The 16,511-nt window shown below is 63.6% G+C and carries 19 protein-coding genes; 8 read left to right on the plus strand and 11 right to left on the minus strand.

Annotated features, from left to right (window positions below; genetic code table 11):
* Positions 1–457: 457 nt before the first annotated feature.
* The 5 genes from ACFQS7_RS29500 to ACFQS7_RS29520 form a co-directional block, all read right to left on the minus strand.
* Complete coding sequence (locus ACFQS7_RS29500; RefSeq protein ID WP_380070723.1) at positions 458–748, minus strand: hypothetical protein; 291 nt, start codon at positions 746–748, stop codon at positions 458–460.
* Positions 749–979: 231 nt separating this feature from the next.
* Positions 980–2,074: a hypothetical protein gene (locus ACFQS7_RS29505; protein WP_380070724.1), complete on the minus strand. Its 1,095-nt coding sequence runs from the start codon at positions 2,072–2,074 to the stop codon at positions 980–982.
* Positions 2,075–2,119: 45 nt separating this feature from the next.
* Positions 2,120–2,587: a hypothetical protein gene (locus ACFQS7_RS29510; protein ID WP_380070725.1), complete on the minus strand. Its 468-nt coding sequence runs from the start codon at positions 2,585–2,587 to the stop codon at positions 2,120–2,122.
* Positions 2,584–2,868, minus strand: a complete 285-nt coding sequence (locus tag ACFQS7_RS29515) for a hypothetical protein (protein ID WP_380070726.1) — start codon at positions 2,866–2,868, stop codon at positions 2,584–2,586. Before ACFQS7_RS29515 ends, ACFQS7_RS29510 begins: the two co-directional genes overlap by 4 nt.
* Positions 2,865–3,098, minus strand: coding sequence for a hypothetical protein (locus tag ACFQS7_RS29520; protein WP_380070727.1), 234 nt, complete (start codon positions 3,096–3,098; stop codon positions 2,865–2,867). Before ACFQS7_RS29520 ends, ACFQS7_RS29515 begins: the two co-directional genes overlap by 4 nt.
* A 442-nt stretch (positions 3,099–3,540) precedes the next feature.
* Here ACFQS7_RS29520 and ACFQS7_RS29525 point away from each other — a divergent pair, with 442 nt between their 5' ends.
* From ACFQS7_RS29525 to ACFQS7_RS29560, 8 genes are all read left to right on the plus strand, one after another.
* Positions 3,541–3,771 carry a hypothetical protein gene (locus tag ACFQS7_RS29525; RefSeq protein WP_380070728.1) on the plus strand — a complete coding sequence of 77 codons (231 nt, stop codon included), beginning with the start codon at positions 3,541–3,543 and terminating at the stop codon, positions 3,769–3,771.
* Positions 3,768–4,466, plus strand: a complete 699-nt coding sequence (locus ACFQS7_RS29530) for a recombinase family protein (protein ID WP_380070729.1) — start codon at positions 3,768–3,770, stop codon at positions 4,464–4,466. The genes ACFQS7_RS29525 and ACFQS7_RS29530 overlap by 4 nt, the downstream gene beginning before the upstream one ends.
* Positions 4,467–4,502: 36 nt before the next feature.
* The gene (locus tag ACFQS7_RS29535; protein WP_380070730.1) at positions 4,503–4,982 is read left to right on the plus strand and encodes a hypothetical protein; all 480 of its coding nucleotides are present in this window, start codon (positions 4,503–4,505) and stop codon (positions 4,980–4,982) included.
* Positions 4,979–5,263 carry a hypothetical protein gene (locus ACFQS7_RS29540; RefSeq protein ID WP_380070731.1) on the plus strand — a complete coding sequence of 95 codons (285 nt, stop codon included), beginning with the start codon at positions 4,979–4,981 and terminating at the stop codon, positions 5,261–5,263. The genes ACFQS7_RS29535 and ACFQS7_RS29540 overlap by 4 nt, the downstream gene beginning before the upstream one ends.
* A 190-nt stretch (positions 5,264–5,453) precedes the next feature.
* A complete protein-coding gene (locus ACFQS7_RS29545; protein ID WP_380070732.1) occupies positions 5,454–5,609 on the plus strand; it encodes a hypothetical protein in 156 nt (51 codons plus the stop codon).
* Between the two features lie 951 nt (positions 5,610–6,560).
* Positions 6,561–7,067, plus strand: a complete 507-nt coding sequence (locus ACFQS7_RS29550; protein ID WP_380070733.1) for an Hsp20 family protein — start codon at positions 6,561–6,563, stop codon at positions 7,065–7,067.
* Between the two features lie 118 nt (positions 7,068–7,185).
* Positions 7,186–7,488 carry a hypothetical protein gene (locus ACFQS7_RS29555; RefSeq protein WP_380070734.1) on the plus strand — a complete coding sequence of 101 codons (303 nt, stop codon included), beginning with the start codon at positions 7,186–7,188 and terminating at the stop codon, positions 7,486–7,488.
* 468 nt (positions 7,489–7,956) lie between these two features.
* Positions 7,957–8,388, plus strand: a complete 432-nt coding sequence (locus tag ACFQS7_RS29560) for a response regulator (protein WP_380070735.1) — start codon at positions 7,957–7,959, stop codon at positions 8,386–8,388.
* A gap of 744 nt (positions 8,389–9,132) precedes the next feature.
* Here ACFQS7_RS29560 and ACFQS7_RS29565 read toward each other — a convergent pair.
* The 6 genes from ACFQS7_RS29565 to ACFQS7_RS29590 all read right to left on the minus strand — a co-directional run bounded on the left by ACFQS7_RS29565 (position 9,133) and on the right by ACFQS7_RS29590 (position 15,285).
* Positions 9,133–9,474 (minus strand): H-NS family nucleoid-associated regulatory protein, encoded by a 342-nt coding sequence (locus tag ACFQS7_RS29565; protein ID WP_380070736.1) that lies wholly within the window; start codon positions 9,472–9,474, stop codon positions 9,133–9,135.
* Positions 9,475–9,585: 111 nt separating this feature from the next.
* The gene (locus tag ACFQS7_RS29570) at positions 9,586–10,263 is read right to left on the minus strand and encodes a DUF4019 domain-containing protein (RefSeq protein WP_380070737.1); all 678 of its coding nucleotides are present in this window, start codon (positions 10,261–10,263) and stop codon (positions 9,586–9,588) included.
* Between the two features lie 149 nt (positions 10,264–10,412).
* Positions 10,413–11,030 (minus strand): hypothetical protein, encoded by a 618-nt coding sequence (locus ACFQS7_RS29575; protein ID WP_380070738.1) that lies wholly within the window; start codon positions 11,028–11,030, stop codon positions 10,413–10,415.
* 984 nt (positions 11,031–12,014) lie between these two features.
* Positions 12,015–13,121 (minus strand): hypothetical protein, encoded by a 1,107-nt coding sequence (locus tag ACFQS7_RS29580; protein WP_380070739.1) that lies wholly within the window; start codon positions 13,119–13,121, stop codon positions 12,015–12,017.
* Positions 13,118–14,941 carry a hypothetical protein gene (locus ACFQS7_RS29585; protein WP_380070740.1) on the minus strand — a complete coding sequence of 608 codons (1,824 nt, stop codon included), beginning with the start codon at positions 14,939–14,941 and terminating at the stop codon, positions 13,118–13,120. Before ACFQS7_RS29585 ends, ACFQS7_RS29580 begins: the two co-directional genes overlap by 4 nt.
* Positions 14,942–15,009: 68 nt before the next feature.
* Complete coding sequence (locus ACFQS7_RS29590) at positions 15,010–15,285, minus strand: MerR family transcriptional regulator (RefSeq protein WP_380070741.1); 276 nt, start codon at positions 15,283–15,285, stop codon at positions 15,010–15,012.
* Positions 15,286–16,511: the final 1,226 nt, after the last annotated feature.

Below are 16,511 nucleotides of genomic sequence, written 5' to 3' on the forward strand. Positions count from 1 at the left end.
GCATGGCTATCGCACCCCGAACCAGATCCGCACCGAGCAGTGCAGCCTTGCTCAGCGCCCGCCAGCCAACCTACCCTTGGCCGCTTGAACAGCGCAGTCGGCTGTCTCAACAACCGGTCGCACTACAGTGCTCAAGCCGCAGATAGATGCGCGCAAGTTCCAATGTATCTTCCAAGGTAGATAATTCATCTCGCGCGAGAGACGCTTCGGTTCGGCGGTCAGCCTCCTCCAAGAAAGTAATGAGCGCGCGATGGCTGGCCACATGCTTCTCACCTTCGCGGACTAGGCGTGCGGCCTGTGCAAGGCGGTCCTCTGCTTGGTCCATGACAACCGCCTAGCTATGTCGCATGTAGAAGTTAAGCCGTGCCGGACGCGGTTGCTCCCATGATGCTTGCGGAGGGCCTATCCCATCCGCCTGCGTCAAAACGCCGCTGAGCCCCGGCTTCGGTCCCAGCCGTCATAAGCCTGGCACCTGCACCCCCAGCCGCGCCGCAACGGCCTGGAGCAGCGCCACGTCGCCTTCCCGCCACTGGTGCCGGATCAGCAGCCTGATCGCTTCGACCCCTGGCATACCCAAGGCCGCGCCAATGGCGACAGGCGTGGTGATGCCGCGCTCGTCCAGCTCGCGGCCGATCGCCATGCGCAGCCGGATCGCGGTCAGCCGGTCCTCTTGCCGGATGCGCCGTTCCTCGGCGGACTGCTTCGGCTTCTCGGGCGAGGGCGGCGGCTGGTCAGAATGCTGGCTCATGCTGGGCCAGTTAGTCGCGGCGGTGGCTATCGTCACCCTGCCGCCGTCAGGGCTCGCCGGCCGCACCCTGGACGTTATGGAAAAGCTGCGTGCCCTTTCCAGAACAGCGAAAGCCCCCCCGGGCCAGAGACCCGGGGGAAACCGCTGCTGCAGCGCGGAGTGCGGCTGCTACTTTTTGGCGGGACGGTTCGCTTCCAGAGTGCTAGTCACGCCACCTATCTGCCTCCAATCTTACAAGTGATATTCGGAATAAACTATGGCGTTTGCAAGCAACTCAATGTAATCGCCAGAGGCCGGCGCCCCGACACCGGGCACCGGATAGTAAGTGAGATTTAGTACGCCCGATCCCCCATCAATCATGACCAGCGGGGTGCCGTCTTGCCATTGGCCGATCGTCGTTGCATCGGAGCTTGGATTGCTGATTTCACGGTAACTCTGAGCAGAAATGCTGTTAATATCGTAAACGATGTTGAACAGCTCGTGCTCGGGCAAAGGTGCTGTAGTCGACGGGGCGTAAGAGGTATTGTTTGACGTCCAAGGAAGATAACCATCTGCTTCCAAACGCCCATAGTCTTGGAAGTCAGTATATTGCGCATCGAACGTTGTCGTAATCAGATGTCCGCCTGCATCAACGTAGGACGCCAGATTGTTTCCTAATTCGGTCGGATTTGACGGCCCGGCATCAGAAATCCAAACCACGGTATCATAATTCTTGAGCTCATCGAAAGTCGGCGTTCCGCTCCCTGCATCAATCCGAGTAACGCTATGAAAGATACTGAGGTCGGTTAGCGCCTCTGTGACTGTCGCTGAGTAGCCGTGAAGCTCGATGACAGCGATTTTCATTGCTCCCGGAAGCGGCTGATCAGGCACCACCTCAGCTAAGGTCTTCATCACGCCGTCGACCCGCAGCCGGGCCGCCTCGACACCCGACAGATCGACGTGCAGCACATCGGAGATGAAGTGCGCGGTGGGATCGCTGCCGTGGTCAGCAAGGAAGGTTTTGAGCCGCGCCAGCTCGACCTTCATCTCGGCGGTGCCGAGCTGAGCCGAGTTTAGCGTGATGATCAGCTCGTCATTGCCGGTGCCACCTTCGATGATATCGTACTGCCCGGCGACGAGATCCTTGCCTAGCGCCACGAAGAACTGGTCGTTGCCGGCGCCGCCCTGCAGCAGATCTGCACCAAGGCCGCCGTCAATGCGGTCAGCGCCGGAGCCGCCGATCAGGATGTCACGGCCGGCAAGGCCGCGCAGTACAACGGTTGTGGTGAAAGCGGAGGCGTCCAGCTGATTGTCATCTGCGCCGCCGGTGAAAACGTTCTGAACCATTGAGGTTTCCTCAGGAGCGCTCGGAAGCGGGAGCGCGAAGAACCATTAGGCTTTATATTTTGTCTGATAAAGAAACCCTGAGTTATTTTGGAAAAAAACCAAAATAGCTTCAACTCGCTCTGAAAGTGGAAATGAGCCTGCACTTACCAGCTCGAGACGGCGCGCCTGTGGCCTGCTAAGTGGACAATCGCCCGCCACCATCTCGAGCGGCCCGGCCCGCGTCTCTGGCCGCGGCCCCTCGCTCTCCCGCATCTCGGGCGGCCGGGTGTCAGGATGCACCGTGACGCCGACCTGGCGGTTGCCGCACCGGCTGCACCGCAGGCGCCGCTCTAGGTCGCCCACCGTCGCCTCAGGCCCCATGAGCCGGATAGCCGCCCGAATGCCCATCGGCGCGGAATGGCCGCAGCCCTGCCGCTCCTGGCAGCCGGCCGCGAACCAGAGCGAATCCGCCGAGGTCAGGCAGCAGCGCAGCCGCACCCGGCCGTCAGGGCCGATCTGGTCGGGGTCGGTCATGCCGGGCCCCTTCTCCCCTGCCGCATGTAGTCCGGCAGCCGTTCGGTATCGGCCCAGAGATCGACCAGCGCCGTCACCGTGCCGACCACGCCGAAGTTGCGGCCGTGCAGCGGGTGCTCCGGCATGAACAGGCCGCAGGCATGGCCGCCGGGGGCGCATTCAATGCGAGCACCGCGATACGCATAGCTCGGGCCGCCCCATGGGCCCTGCGCTGCCGCCTGGACCAGCTGCGGTGGCTCGGGCGGGTCGGGGAACATGCTGGTGCTGTTGGCGCCGGTCACCCGAGCCACCTGCGCCAGAATGGCCGCCGGGCCTCGGCAAGCGCTTCCCGCAGCCCCTTCACCTCGCCCTCGGCCAAAGCTGCTGCCACCTTGGCGACCTCGCGCTCGCGCTCAGCCTGCGCCGCCCTGGCACGCTCAACTGCAACCTCGCTCTCGGCTCGGTCGACGCGCGCCTCGGCCTTGTCGGCCCGTTCCCGCTGCGCGGCTAGCGCCTCATGGGTCGCCTTCAACTCGGCCTGTAAGGCGCTGACATCATAGGGGTTCGTATTCCCTGACGTAGCGGGTGACGTAGGGGGTTGCGTAGCCCTATTCGTCTCCTGCCGCATAGCGGTGAGGTCGTCTGCCGCCACCAGCACCCGGGCGGTTTTCATGGCGTCGTTATCGGTTCGGTGACGCCATCTGCCTAGCCGGACATTGCGACGGGCTCTGGCCTGGGCGGCGGGCACAGAGATGCCCAGCGTGTCGGCCAACTCGCGGTAAGTCATCCACGCGTCTGTCATGCGTCGCCCTACGCAACCCCCTGCGTATCTCCCTGCGCGACCCCTTGCGTACCGGGTCACGTTACGGGGTACGCCCCCATACGAGAGGCATTCCCTTTGCAGAACAACCCCCGTTTCGGTATTTGCAATGCTTCAACCGTTGGTTTGGGTTTGCAAAGGGAGGACCAGGTCGTTGGCACAGCCCGAAACGCCTTTGGAAATGGTGCAGCGCTATATCGCCGAAGGCGAAGAGCGGTGCACTCAGTTAACCCACCTGCTCGAGCAGATGGAGGCTCACGATCCTCCTCAGGCGATGGAGGAAGTCGAGCGCCTGCTGGCGGTGATGGATCGCGGCCTGAGCTTGATGCGCGAACACCTACAGCAGGAAGTGGCGCTGCAGAAAAAAGGCGGCCCCGCCGCATGACCCGCTTCGTCGCCTATCTCCGCGTCAGCACGGTGCGGCAAGGCGCATCCGGCCTCGGCATCGAGGCGCAGCGGGAGGCCGTGGCCCGGTATGTCGCTGGCGCTGGCGGCCAGATCGTCGCCGAGGTCGTCGAGGCCGAAAGCGGCAAGCGGGGCGAACGGCCGGAGCTGGCCCGTGCCCTCGCCGTCTGCCGGGCGCACAAGGCCGTTTTGCTGATCGCCAAGCTCGACCGGCTGGCCCGCAACGTCGCTTTCATCGCCGGCCTGATGGAGAGCGGGGTGCCGTTCATGGCCGCTGATATGCCGAATGCCACCCCGTTCATGCTCCACGTATACGCAGCCATGGCAGAGGCCGAGGGCAAGGCGATCAGCGTCCGAACTAAGGCCGCGCTCGCTGCCGCCAAGGCCCGCGGCGTGAAGCTCGGCAACCCGCGGCTGGTGCCAGGTAACCGCGAGCAGGCGTGCCGCGCCGCCGCGGCGAAGTCTGCCAAGGCCGCGGCACGAGCGAATGACCTGCGCCCGGTCATCGCCGAGATCCGCGCAGCCGGCGTCGGCACGTTGACCGGCATTGCGGCGGCGCTGGTGGCACGCGGCGTGCCGACGCCAAGCGGCCGGGGCGCCTGGAGCCCGGCCAGCGTCATGCGCCTGCAGCGGCGGGTGCAGCATGGCGCCGATAGCCTCTCGACCAGTCGTTGACCGGTTAGCCAACCGAACGATGACCGGTCACGACCTATGAGCGACCAGTCGCTGTACCTGCTGACCGAGGCGGCCGAGCGTACCGGCCTGACCGTCGAGGCGATCCGCCAACGAGTTAAACGCGGCAAGCTAGAAGCTGTGAAAGGCAATGACGGGCTGCTGCGGGTGCGGCTCACGACGGCCGACCTGGCGGGTATCGACCGGTCGCCGACCGGTCGCACAGCACCCACGGCGACCAGTCAGGAAGCCCACGATGACCGGTTAAACAAGGCGTTGCAGGACGCGGCTGAAGCGCGGGGTGAGGCGGCGGCGCTGCGGCAACGGGCGGAAAGGGCGGAAGCCGAGGTCGCGGCCGAACGTGCCCGGGCCGCGCAGGCCGAGCGCGAACGGGAAGCTGCCCGGATCGCAGCTGCGGCGGCCGAAGGCGAGGTGAAGGGGCTGCAGGTGGCGGTAACTGAGTTGCGGGAAGCGCTGGCCGAGGCCCGGCGGCCGTTCTGGCGCAGGTGGCTTGGGTGACCGGCGCCGACAGCACCAGCATGTTCCCCGACCCGCCCGAGCCGCCGCAGCTGGTCCAGACGGCGGCAGAGGGGCCATGGGGTGGCCCGAACTATGCGTATCGCGGCGCCCGCATCGAATGCGCACCCGGCGGCCATGTCTGCGGCCTGTTCATGCCGGAGCGCCCGCTGCACGGCCGCAACTTCGGTGTGGTCGGGACGGTCACATCGCTGGTCGATCTCTGGACCGATACCGGCCAGCTGCCGAGATACATGCGGCAGGGCAGAAGGGGCTCGGTATGACCGCGACCAACCCCAACGACATCGGCGACGACGGCACGGTGCGGCTGCGCTGCTATTTGCCGTCGGCGAATTCGCTGTGGTTCTTTGCCAGCTGCCAGCTGCCAGCTGCCAGCTGCCAGCTGCCAGCTGTCAGGGCCGGCAGGGCTGCGGGCATGTCGCGCCGATCGGCGTCCGGGCTGCGCTTCGCATCATGGGATCGGGCGAGGCGACGGTCGGGGATCTCGGCCGGCGCCTGCGGTGCAGCCAGTGCGGCAACCGCCAGATCGGCGTCACGGTGCAGCCCGACACCCGCACGGCCGAGGTGATCGAGCGCGACGGACCAGCGCCGGAGACGCAGCTGGGCTAGGCGACCAGGTGCCGCTCATGACCGAGGCCGAGGCCCGCGCCCTGCTCCGCGACTGCGGCAGGTTCGGCGGCCTGGAAGCCTGGATCACCGGCCGGCGGTAGAAGACAGCGCCCAGCGGCTGGACCGTCACCGGCGAACCGGAACAACTTGCGACGTTTTCCATGTTGGCCCTACCGCGTCGCGGAACGTCGCAACATGTTTGCAGCAGCCCTGATGCTGTAGCCAATGGCGAAGAGGAAACACATCGCACCGAGCCAAAGAGGCGTGGCGAGCCACACATCCAGTATCAGCTGCACGCCCGCCCAGGGTGCTATCGGATAAGGAAGGTTGAGAGCGTCCCAAAGAAGGGACACGCGCTCAGAAGGCCATTTGTCTCGCTGAAGCCAATGGACGGTTTGCCCTGCCAAGATCAGCATCGGCGCCAACAGTCCAAGCGCCATGAGGGCTCCCCCAATATCTGAGAGATAATCATAGGGGCGACGGGACACATTCGAAGTGAAAGCGCGACGGACAAAGCCGCGTATACCTGACCAAAGCTCGGGGTGTAGCATGTCGAGGTGCGGTCCCCTCTCTGTCCGTCGCGTGGACAGCCTGCGCCTCTGCCTGTCGGCGTCGCCACTAAGCCCCGGTTGTCCATGTCTCGTCATGCACGTTGCCCGGCGTGCTGGGTGGCGGCGCCCCGGCGGTGTGGGGGTGGGTCGTCACAGGCTGATCGGCCCGCGCGGTGGGCCGGGGTGACGCCGGCCACCAGCCGCGACCACGCCAAGGCTGCTTGGCCGGACGCCGCCAGCGGATAGCCGCGCTACTGCAATTAAGCCGTCGCGAGGATCTTGAACGACGCCCCAGCAATCCCTGAATCATGGCCGCCGGACGCCCGGATGGGGTCTGGTGGGAGCTGCCGGAGATCCGGCGCCGCCCGTGTCCATGTTGCTTCGCAAGGAGGATGTGGAGATGAGGACCGAGTACGACTTCAGCCCGCTGTTCCGCTCGACCGTTGGCTTCGACCGGATGTTCGACCTGCTACAGCACTCGACGCGCGGCGGAGTGGACGACAACTACCCGCCCTATGACATCGAGCGGACCGGCGAAGACAGCTACCGCGTCACGCTCGCGGTGGCCGGCTTCAAGCCCGACGACCTGAACGTGGTGGCCCAGCAGAATATGCTGGTCATCACTGGCGAGCGGCGGAGCCGAGCCGAGGCAAACGGCGGTGAGCAGCAACGCCAGGTGCTCCATCGCGGTATCGCCGGCCGCTCCTTCGAGCGCCGCTTCGAGTTGGCCGACCATGTGAAGGTGGCGAGCGCCGATCTCGCTGATGGCCTGCTCACGATCGAGCTCAAACGCGAAATACCCGAGGCGATGCGGCCGCGCCGGATCGAGGTCGGCAGTGCCGGGAGCAACGTGCTCCGCGGCCCGCAGCCGCAGCGTCAGGTCGAAGGTCAGGCGCAGGTCGCGTAAGCCGACCAGCAACTGGCTCGAGCCGCAGCAGACATCGCCCCGCCGCTCGGCATGCGGCGGGGCTGCCCCAGCCTTCGCAGGGATGACGCTGGCCGCCAGCGCGACTACCTCGCATGGCATGAACCTACCTCCCGACCAGCCGCCGCCGACCTCGCCACCCGCAAAGCCGAAGCAGTCCGCCGAGGAGCGCCGCGCCCGTCAGGCCGACCGGCTGGCCACGATCTGGCTGCGCATGGCGATCGGCCGCGAGCTCGACGACCGCGGCATCACCACGCCGGCCGCGATCGGCGAGGCGCTCGGCATGACGGCGGCCGAGGCGACCAGCCTAATGACCCGGCGCCAGTGGCGCGAAGGCGATGTGGCGCTGCTCCAGGCCGCGGCGGCGCGGCTCGGGGTGCAGGTGCCGGCCTGTGACGGTTGAGGCGCGGCGGCGGTTTTGGCAGCGCCGGCTGGGCTAGGCGGTCATGGCTAATGACTTTGGACGAAGAATTGCGCTTCTCTACTGGGCGTCATGCGCAGCCTCGCGGAGCCATCTCCCGAACTGCATGCCTACCTAACCGCGCTGGCAGTGTTTGATATCGTTATCATTGTGGTGCGCCTGTGGTGGTGGGATCCATAGGCGGACCCGATCGCGACGACATCGGCCCTGACGGCAGGGTGCGGCTGCGGCGCTACCTGCCCTCGGCGGATTCGCTGTGGTTCGCGGCCTCGTAACCGTATAATTCACCATTATGAAACCTAAATTTTAGGCATGGTGCTTCTTAGATAGGAATGTGTTAAGGTTGGTCATCGTCGGTCGCAACTTACCGGTTGCTGGCGCTGTGAGATGACGGGTTCGCCGTTTGCTCCCCCCTTCTGCGGTTTGGAGCACGGCATGACAGTAAATCCTATGAGCTCCATCATTCTACTTTTAGTAGAAGACGATAACAATTTGAAAAACTTATTAGAAATGGCCCTTCAGGATGAAGGGTTTGAGGTCGTGCTCGCCAACAGCGGTAAAAAGGCCATTGCCAAGCTGGACGCGGACGGAGCGCAGTTTATGGGCCTTATCACTGATATCCGACTTGGGACTGGCCCCGATGGTTGGGCTGTAGGACACAGAGCGAGGGAAGTCTTTTCCGGCATCCCCGTGGTTTACATGAGCGGCGACAGTGCGCACGAATGGTCAGCCAACGGTGTGCCGGAAAGCGTCATGCTGCAAAAGCCCTTCGTGATGGGCCAGCTTGTCACAGCAATCACAACGCTACTGAATCAAGCAAGCAGTGCCACGGCGCTAGTCGATGCGATGAGGCACGACAGAAACACGAAGCCAAAGGGCTAGGGGCTTTTACCGATACCCCAACGTCCCAAAAATGGAACAACATAATCCGCCATTATGGCAAGGGTGTGCTGCATGCAATCATACGCAGTGAGTAAACCAAGGTGCTGGCCTAATAGGATTAGGAGGCTCTATTATATCTTTGATGTCCAACCCTCGAGCTGAGATTTCAAAAATTCCGAGCAAATAATTTGTGCTTAAAATCTGTTTGGTGAGGGATCGCTTCTTCCACAGGTTCCACGTCTTGTAGAGCCATCTGCATCTCGACCAAATGCTTCACCAGTCTTTCGGTCGATATAGCTGCGCGTCCTGTTGCCTTCATTATTCCAGTTTCCTGCTATCTCAATCGTCTCATTGTTCGCACTAATATTATACCAAATCGAGGACTGATTAAATCCAAACCCAAAGTTGTCGTATATAGCCACTGTGCGTGAATCAAATGTTATCTCATAGCGTCGTGTAAAGGAATATTGTTGACCACCTGTATTTGTTAGCGTCATTCGGCAGATCAGGATCAGGTCAGCGGCCATTGCGCCGTGACAGATCGTCATTAACAATAACCACGAAACCATACCTATGAACGTAATGCCCGAAGATCGTCTTTCAGAGAAGTTTGAGGACAAAACTCTCCCCCAATAGTCTGGAAATCGAAGTGTTACGCTTTGCGGAAGGTACGACCTGCGCTGCGTCGTAATGTCCGCCGTGGAGCGGCTGCCAAGAACCGGCAGACCGCCCTGGCGTTGTAGCCTAGCCCTTCAGCGCGAAATCCTGCCGGTTCTTGCCTTTGATCCAACCAGGTTCGCGACCTCGGCCCGTCCAGGTATCGCCGGTTTCCGGATTGCGGTATTTGGGAGCAACCTTCTTGCCCTTGCTGCGGCGTGGCTTGCGCTCCAGAGCAGGCTGTGGTGACGACATCAGCGCCTTGAGCGACAGGCCCAGCTCGGCAGCCTTGTCCCTGAATTCCGCCAGCAAGGCGGTCTTGGCACCCTCCATTTTCTCTTGCCGCTTGGCCTGAGCCGCCTCAATCAAAGCGGCAAGCTCAGGCACGGTTAATCGGTCGAGATCAAAAGGCGGTTTGGCTTCGGACAATGCACATGCTCCTATTGGCAAAGCATGCCTTATACGGTTTTGCATTCCTATGCAAAGTGGGCCGCTTTAGCCAGCCGCCCCCGTGCGATAATGTGCATTATGGTCAATACTTTAGGATAAAGGACACTCGATGGTATTAGGAGCGATTAGGTAGCTGTAAACTTGCCATTTATTATCTTGTGTAGCTCGAACGATTACGGCTTCTTGTCTGCAGCCGTTGACGTTGGCATATTTTGTCAAGAATCCCTGCTGGCGATAGATACCTATTGGAAAACCTGGAGGCGATGTTAAAGAATTCACGCCCATGAGAACTCTCCGCTCCACCGCACCTAAAGGTTTCACGTTCGCATTGTAAAGCTGTCTCCAAAGCTCCACGTTCAAGTTTTCCTTGGTATTCGGATCAAGCTCATTGTAAGTCGCATTTATGTCGCCCTTGTCCAAGTTGGACAGAAAATTATTGATCACATCAGTTATTGGCTGCAGAGGAACTTGTAAATTCGCGACGCTTCTCGCTATAAAAGGTTGAGAAAACCATACAATTGCGAACAAGGCAAAAGCGCCTCCAGCCCGCAGCATGTTTTTATATTTAAACTCAATGTAGCCAGGCAGTACCGCGCCAACCCCGGCAGCGGCTGTCGAAAGAACAGTCATGAAAACCTGAATCTGGAAAGACGTTGGGTTAGGGAAGCCTACTGCGAAGCCAAGCATGATCAACAAAAAGGCGACGCCAAAAATAAACGCCATTAAAGAATTTATATCTAAAGTTCCGCTTAGCAGCGGTAGTGACATGACACTTCCTGTTCGAGGCGTTCTATTTACTTGCACGGTAGTGTCTCTTCTGTTTGTCTGGTTTTTGGGGGGTAATGGCATAGCGTTTTCAATCCGAGAGAAGAGGCATTTACATCTCGACCAAAATGCCTCATTGCTATTTCAAATTTCTATCTGGCACAACGTGATATGGTTTCTAGCCTTACTTGGCCGCCAGGTCTTCCTTGCGTGTCGAACGGGGGGAGGACATTGGCATAAAGATTGGCCCCGGCGCGAACCGCGGCCCCGTCACCTTGCAAAGCTAAAGTTTCAGCTGCCCAGCAATCAGCTTCTACTTCTTGTGTGTAGCCGAATAGAAAGTTTCCTTGATTAAGCGCCATGATAGATCGCATAGCATGGCTCAGCCTGTGATGGGCGTATTCGTGTGCTCTCATAAACCGGAATCCTGGAGAGCTTGGACCTCCCACCCGAGAAATCCAGCCAGGATCGTAGAATATAACCGGCGTACCCTGGAACATGGTGGCAAGCCCAAGAAAGCCGCCAAGCATGCCAGGGAATTGCGTTACGAATTCCGGAATTTCGGGACCATCGTCGGGAGTGTCTGGAAGGTTTATGCGGTTAGCACCAGGAATTTGCGCGTTCGCTTTGGTCCCAAGAAAGGAAAAAGACATAGCTGCCAAAAGGAAACCGCGCCGCTCAATTTGGCTTGTCCTGTATGTGGGGTTTTTTTTGGTTTCGGTAAAGGCTTCGGAGCTTTCCTGTAAAACTGCTAAGCAGGCTATGCACATTTCAATCTCCCCAATGAATACTTTCTTCGGTCTCCATGAAGAAGCATTACCTAATCGAAGTATAACGTGGAAAGATTTAGCGGCTTCTCACTGCCATGTGACCTGCGTCTCGTTACGATACACTATGGACAATTCCGTATCAGCCCGACCCGGCCAAGCCCTGCGAGCAGCCGGCCAACTGCCCGGACGCTGGCTCCGACGCCGCCTGCCTGATACGGAATTCGGATAAACGGTCTCAAACCGCTGCAGGTCGGTGTGCAACTGCACCGCCTGGAAGGCCGCCGGCTCTGTTGCATCGAGGCTGAGCGCCGCGCTTCTTTGCAGAACGCCGCCCGCCTTCCCATGAGATGCGCTCCTTCTACGACGTGCCGCAAACCATGGATGTGGTGATCAGCGCCGCGATCAATCTGTGCCCCTCGAAGCCAAGCCAATTGTTGGCTGGTGACGGCGCCGCCGTAGGTGATGCGCCCTCGCTTCGCCGTGTATATCGAAGGTTGAGGGGCTGCCGGCATCTTGGTGCAGCGGGGCGGGCCAGGGAGAACTGGGTAGGACCTCTCCTTTCCTGGCGGCAGCCTCTCCGAGCTGCCTCCCCCGCCCCCCCTTCCTTGTTGCGGTGCGTGCGTGCACAGCGACAATCAGGCGGTGGTGGACCACCAACTCCCGGCAGTGCCCCTGCGATACCGGCACAGCGCCGAGCCAGCCCAGCCTCTGGTCTTGTTGGACGAAGGCGGCGCCGGCGGCCAGGCGCGCTGCAGCGGCCTCATCGAGGCATGGAGCGCGCCGCGCAGGTAGCGGCCCGACAGAATCCCTCACGCGATCCCTGAAGCTTCTGTCGTTGCCTGCAGTCAGGATGCTGGTGTCCTGCGCCCTCGCAGCCCCTGACCTACGGCATCCTGGCGGGTCGGAACTGCAGCGGACATGGACGACCGCGCGGAGGGGAGCGCTGCCCGGGCACGACCCCCCTCCCATAGCCGGTGCCGATGCTCATCGGCGACCCTCTTCCCAGCGGGCGAGTTCCGCGGCGAAGGCCCGTTCGGCCCGGCCGGCCTGCCGCGCCCGCCGCTCGGCCAGCCGATCCCCGTGCCGGAGCCCGGCGTGCAGGCCGGACGCCTCGGCGTAATCCTTTGCGGAGACCTCGGCGGTATGTCCCATGACGTCGGCGGCATCCATGGCGAGTTCAGGGGAGCGGCGGGCGGCGCTCGCCCGCAGCCACTTCCGGAAGACATGCGGCCCGTGCGCCTGCCCGTACCAGGCGAGGGTGTGGCGCTTGGGGATCGCCTGGATACCCTCGCGGGTGCTCGGACCTTTCATCCCCATCCACAACTGGTCGGTGGCCCCGGCCCCGGGAAACCGTGCCCGGGCGTGCTCCACATAGTCGGTCAGCATCCGTGAGGCCTCGGCATCGAGCGGGTAGTCCAGCCGGCGGTGGTTCTTGGTGTGCTTGCCAGGAAACCGAACATGCCAGGTGCCATCCGAACGGAGCTCGAGGTGGCGGTCGATGGTCATCGCCACGAGGCTGCCGACACGCGGCGCCCGGGTCAGCAGCAGCGCCAGCAGCGCCACATCCCGCAGCGTCCGCCATTTCTCCGGCCCGTCCGTCGCCGCAAGACCCTGGCGATGCAGCCGCCGGACACGCACCATCACCTCGGCGACATCACGCACGACGAAGGGCTTGGGCCCGCCCGGGATCGCCCGCTTGAGCGATCGGTTGCCGGGCCGGATGACGAAGCTCCAGTCGCGGTCCGGCGCCAGCAGGCGAAGCATGGCGCTGAGGTTGCGCAGCATCTGCCGTCGGGTGGTGGGCGCCAGGCCGCGCGCCTTGTTCTCCCGACGCCACGCGGTCACCCGCTGGGGCGTCACCCGCTCGCCTGGTCCCTCGGCCTCGCAGAGCGCGTTGGTCCGGGCGAGGAAGTCGAGGAACTGGCCGTAGGTCTGCGTGTAGCTTTCCATGCTTGCCGCGCGGAGGTGCGCCCCCCTGCCGCACTCGCCGGAGCCGTCGTCGTCCGACGCCAGCGCCTGCTCGCGGGCGAGGCGATCCGCCAGGGGCCAGTTCTCAGGTGGGATCGAGCCGATGGTCATGGGATCGGTCATGCAGCCCCCCGCCGCCACCGCGCGAGATCCAGCGGCAGCCCTGCCGGCGTCACGGTCGGCTTGGAGCGCTGCCGGCGCGTGCTGATCGCGTTGCTCAGGCGCCCTGCCGCCCCTTGGCGGTTGGTCCGGCGGTAGAACCGGAGCGCGATCTCGAAGCCGCCCTGTCCCAGCATGACCCGGACATCCTCGATGGCATGCGGGTTGTCCGTCAGGATGAGGGCAGCGGCAAAGGCCCGGAAGGCGTGAACATTCACGTGGACCCCCGTGTGCTCGTGGATGGCATCGGTAATCGCCTCCGAGAAGCCGTTCTTGACGCGCGGCCGCGCCTCGCTGTCGCGGTTGGGGAAGACCCATGCCGTCGTCGGGTGGGGCCCAAGAGGGCGGAAGTCTCGCAGATATTCAGCGAGAACCTTGGCCGCCTCGCCGCGCAGCCAGGTCTCGACCAGCCGGCCGTTCTTGTTGGCGGTGACGCGTAGATGCACTTCCGTTGGCGTGCGCCCGCTCCCCTGGGTCACCGAGAGTTCCTTGTCGAGCTGCAGTCGCGCCAAGTCATGGATGCGCAGCGGCAGGTGCAGCTCGATCTCGATAGCCACCGCGAGCGCTGCCATCCAGCACGCCTCCTGCGGCTTGGGCGGATGGTCGACGCCGCCCTTGCTGGTCCAGCCATCCCGCAGGCGGCGGGCCTTGTGCATCAGCACCTGCGGCAGGTGCAGGAGCCTCGCCTCGATCTCCGGATCGGCCAGGCGGTCGAGCAGTGCAGCCAGGTCGTCGCCGATCTCGCGCTGCCGCTTGGGCCGGTACACCGCCAGCATGCGGCGCAGTTTGGCGTGCGCCTCGCTGGGTAGCTTGCAGTAGACGGCCAGCGACCCCAGCGTCGCGGCGAGCACGCCGGTGCCGTGCGTCGGCAGCGTCTCGCCCGGCCTGCTCGGATGCGGCGCGCCTAGGCGGCCGCGATGGAAACGTAGGTTCTGCTTGGCTTTGTCGAACTGCAGCATGATGTCCAGCCGCGTGATGTCCGCCGCCGCGGTGCCGGTCTCGACCATGCCCCAGAGCAGGAGCCGGAGGGCCTTCTTGCGGGTTTCGATGGTGTCGGGGCTGGCAGGGTCATGGGCCGCCCCGTCATCCTCGTCCGCATCCTCAGGGCTCTGCGCCAGCCAGGCGAAGTACTGCTCTGCCTGCTGATGGACGGGGTAGGCCGAGAGCGGCGGCGCCTGGACCTGTCCCTCCGGCGGGCCCAGGGCCAGTTCGGTGTCCGGCCAACCAGGCACGAGCCCGCGCATCTTGTTCCATTGTCTCAGTGCCTCGCGGACATTCGCGCGAGCGTTCTTGCGGCCATGGCTGGCGACGAGGTGCCGCAGGTAGTCCTGGGCGTCTGCGTTGGTGACGCCCCCGGACGGGACTGCCCTGCCGGCGCAGAAGCGCATGAAGGCGCGCAGGCGATGCGGATGGAAGCGTTGGGGCAGGCCCGCCTCCAGGCTTGCCCAATCCGGATCGCTGATCGGCTCGCTTCGGCGGACAGGAGCGAGGAAGCCGAGACGGCGCAGCACGTAGCGCAGGCCGGCCCGTTGGTTCTGCAGGGTCTTGGGGGTGATGCCGAGGGCGATCGCGCTCGCGCCGTCGACGGCAGGCAGGCAGATGGCCGGATCGAGCCGCACGGTGGCCGGCGACTTCTTGCCGCCGATCCGACAAGGAAGCTTCACGGCCGAGCAGAGCGTGCGCCGTCGGTTAAGCGGCAGGTCCTCCCACTCCATGATGCGGAGCCGCACCTCGGCGACCGTCAGAAAGTTCTGGATTGGCTTTGTCATGGGTTGCTCGTCCATGTTTCGTGGATCATATTCGGTCGGACGGAAATTTGGGAAGAGGGTACTTGGGTAAATCCGGTCATTACTTAGGTGCCATTGTCCCAAACGGCCGTCAGATACTTGATGCTGCTGCCCTCGCGCGGACCCTTCCGGCTCGTGCCGAGGGCGAGCACTGCCACCAGGTCGGCGGCGCCGTAGTAGCGACGTGAGTTGCGCATCTCCGGGTGCGTCAGGCCGGCCTCGTCCCAGCTGCGCAGGGTTCGCAGGCTGCGCCCGACCAGCGTGGCGAAGGCAGCCGCCGGGATCTGCTTGGAGTTGGTGTCAGGCGCAGGATCCGGGGCCGCGGCGTCGGCGCCGGGCACCACGGCCGGGCCGTCCGACGGCACGCGACCGTTCGGCTCGGGCCCGGGAGCCACTGGAGGCCGGCACCGACTCACCGCCGGGCCTCCCTCGCAGGTGCGCACGCGTGGAAGCGCAGCCTCTGGCTGCGTAATCGTCCTTTGAAGCATGGGCGCAAGCCTCCGCATGGCCCGACAGCATCGGGCCGCACCGCACCCCAGCGGCGTCGGACGGGGCGGCCCGGCAGCGCAAGGCTACCGGGAGGCTGGCTTGCTCAGGTCCAGCGTGCAGCGCCCTTTGGGCGCCACTTCACGAGCGATGCGACGGAGCGCCAGAAGCGGCCATCTTGTCGCGACATTGAGAGTACAGCCTGGAGTTATGGCAGACAATCTTTTTGGCAATACCTTAGGTTGAGAGACACATTTGTGCTGAAATCGCATTGAAATCTTGAGCCAGTATCCCCATTTTTGCTGGACGAGAGGCACGGCCCCGCCGGCAGCCCCGCTCCCCTGAACAGCAACGCAGTCCAACCTCCAGAGGGTCGAGCCAAAGCCGGCCGGCCACGGGACTTCGCCCGCGCATCTGCAATGATGCCCAACACCCGTCCCGCACCGCCCCTGCCTGGGCCCAGGACCGGACCTTCAGCCTCTCGTCTCTCCTCATCCTCGCACCCGGGCGGGCAGCTGCGGCGCTGTCACCGGCGCCGCAGCTGCCCGGCACCGCGCATCCGGCACTGAGCCGGCCGCTTCTGCGAACCCTGACCCTGCCAGCGGTGGCACGGAGGTGACCATGATGAGGTTTCCGCGGCGCCGCCCCGGATCACATTCGGGGACGATGCGCCGACATGCCGCGTAGGACGCGGCACCGGCGTGGCACCCGCCGCGCCGGGCACCATACGGTTAGGCCGGCACTCCGCCGGCCGCCATGCGCGGCACGGCCCCCAAGTGGGCCCGCAGCCGCGGCGTTCGGGCCGGCGCCCCAGCGGCGCCGCTCGGGCCGCGGACCAGTCCCAACACCGGTCCGCCCCAGCCCGGCAGCTGCCCCTGGCGGTCTGCCGGGCCAAACGCTTGTCCACCCCTCCTCTCCAACCCGTCTCGGCAGCTCCGAGCCGACCGCAGCGGCCCCTTGAGCAAGGCCGAAACCCCGTTGGAGATCACCATGACCTTCACCAGCCTTCTCAGCTACCAAGGCAGGCCCATCCGCCTCCGCGGCACCATGCTGAACCTGACCGACATGTGGCGGGCAGCAG

Origin of the sequence: Dankookia sp. GCM10030260, from assembly GCF_042666655.1 — a bacterium.
Lineage (GTDB): Bacteria > Pseudomonadota > Alphaproteobacteria > Acetobacterales > Acetobacteraceae > Paracraurococcus.

Bases quoted from the DNA above. Each gene is read 5' to 3' on its own strand.
- ACFQS7_RS29570 (WP_380070737.1), bottom strand. From the start codon at position 10,263: ATGTCACTACCGCTGCTAAGCGGAACTTTAGATATAAATTCTTTAATG.
- ACFQS7_RS29555 (WP_380070734.1), top strand. From the start codon at position 7,186: ATGAACCTACCTCCCGACCAGCCGCCGCCGACCTCGCCACCCGCAAAG.
- ACFQS7_RS29510 (WP_380070725.1), bottom strand. From the start codon at position 2,587: ATGACCGACCCCGACCAGATCGGCCCTGACGGCCGGGTGCGGCTGCGC.
- ACFQS7_RS29560 (WP_380070735.1), top strand. From the start codon at position 7,957: ATGAGCTCCATCATTCTACTTTTAGTAGAAGACGATAACAATTTGAAA.
- ACFQS7_RS29580 (WP_380070739.1), bottom strand. From the start codon at position 13,121: ATGACCGATCCCATGACCATCGGCTCGATCCCACCTGAGAACTGGCCC.
- ACFQS7_RS29575 (WP_380070738.1), bottom strand. From the start codon at position 11,030: ATGTGCATAGCCTGCTTAGCAGTTTTACAGGAAAGCTCCGAAGCCTTT.
- ACFQS7_RS29505 (WP_380070724.1), bottom strand. From the start codon at position 2,074: ATGGTTCAGAACGTTTTCACCGGCGGCGCAGATGACAATCAGCTGGAC.
- ACFQS7_RS29585 (WP_380070740.1), bottom strand. From the start codon at position 14,941: ATGGACGAGCAACCCATGACAAAGCCAATCCAGAACTTTCTGACGGTC.
- ACFQS7_RS29530 (WP_380070729.1), top strand. From the start codon at position 3,768: ATGACCCGCTTCGTCGCCTATCTCCGCGTCAGCACGGTGCGGCAAGGC.
- ACFQS7_RS29550 (WP_380070733.1), top strand. From the start codon at position 6,561: ATGAGGACCGAGTACGACTTCAGCCCGCTGTTCCGCTCGACCGTTGGC.
- ACFQS7_RS29545 (WP_380070732.1), top strand. From the start codon at position 5,454: ATGGGATCGGGCGAGGCGACGGTCGGGGATCTCGGCCGGCGCCTGCGG.
- ACFQS7_RS29500 (WP_380070723.1), bottom strand. From the start codon at position 748: ATGAGCCAGCATTCTGACCAGCCGCCGCCCTCGCCCGAGAAGCCGAAG.
- ACFQS7_RS29535 (WP_380070730.1), top strand. From the start codon at position 4,503: ATGAGCGACCAGTCGCTGTACCTGCTGACCGAGGCGGCCGAGCGTACC.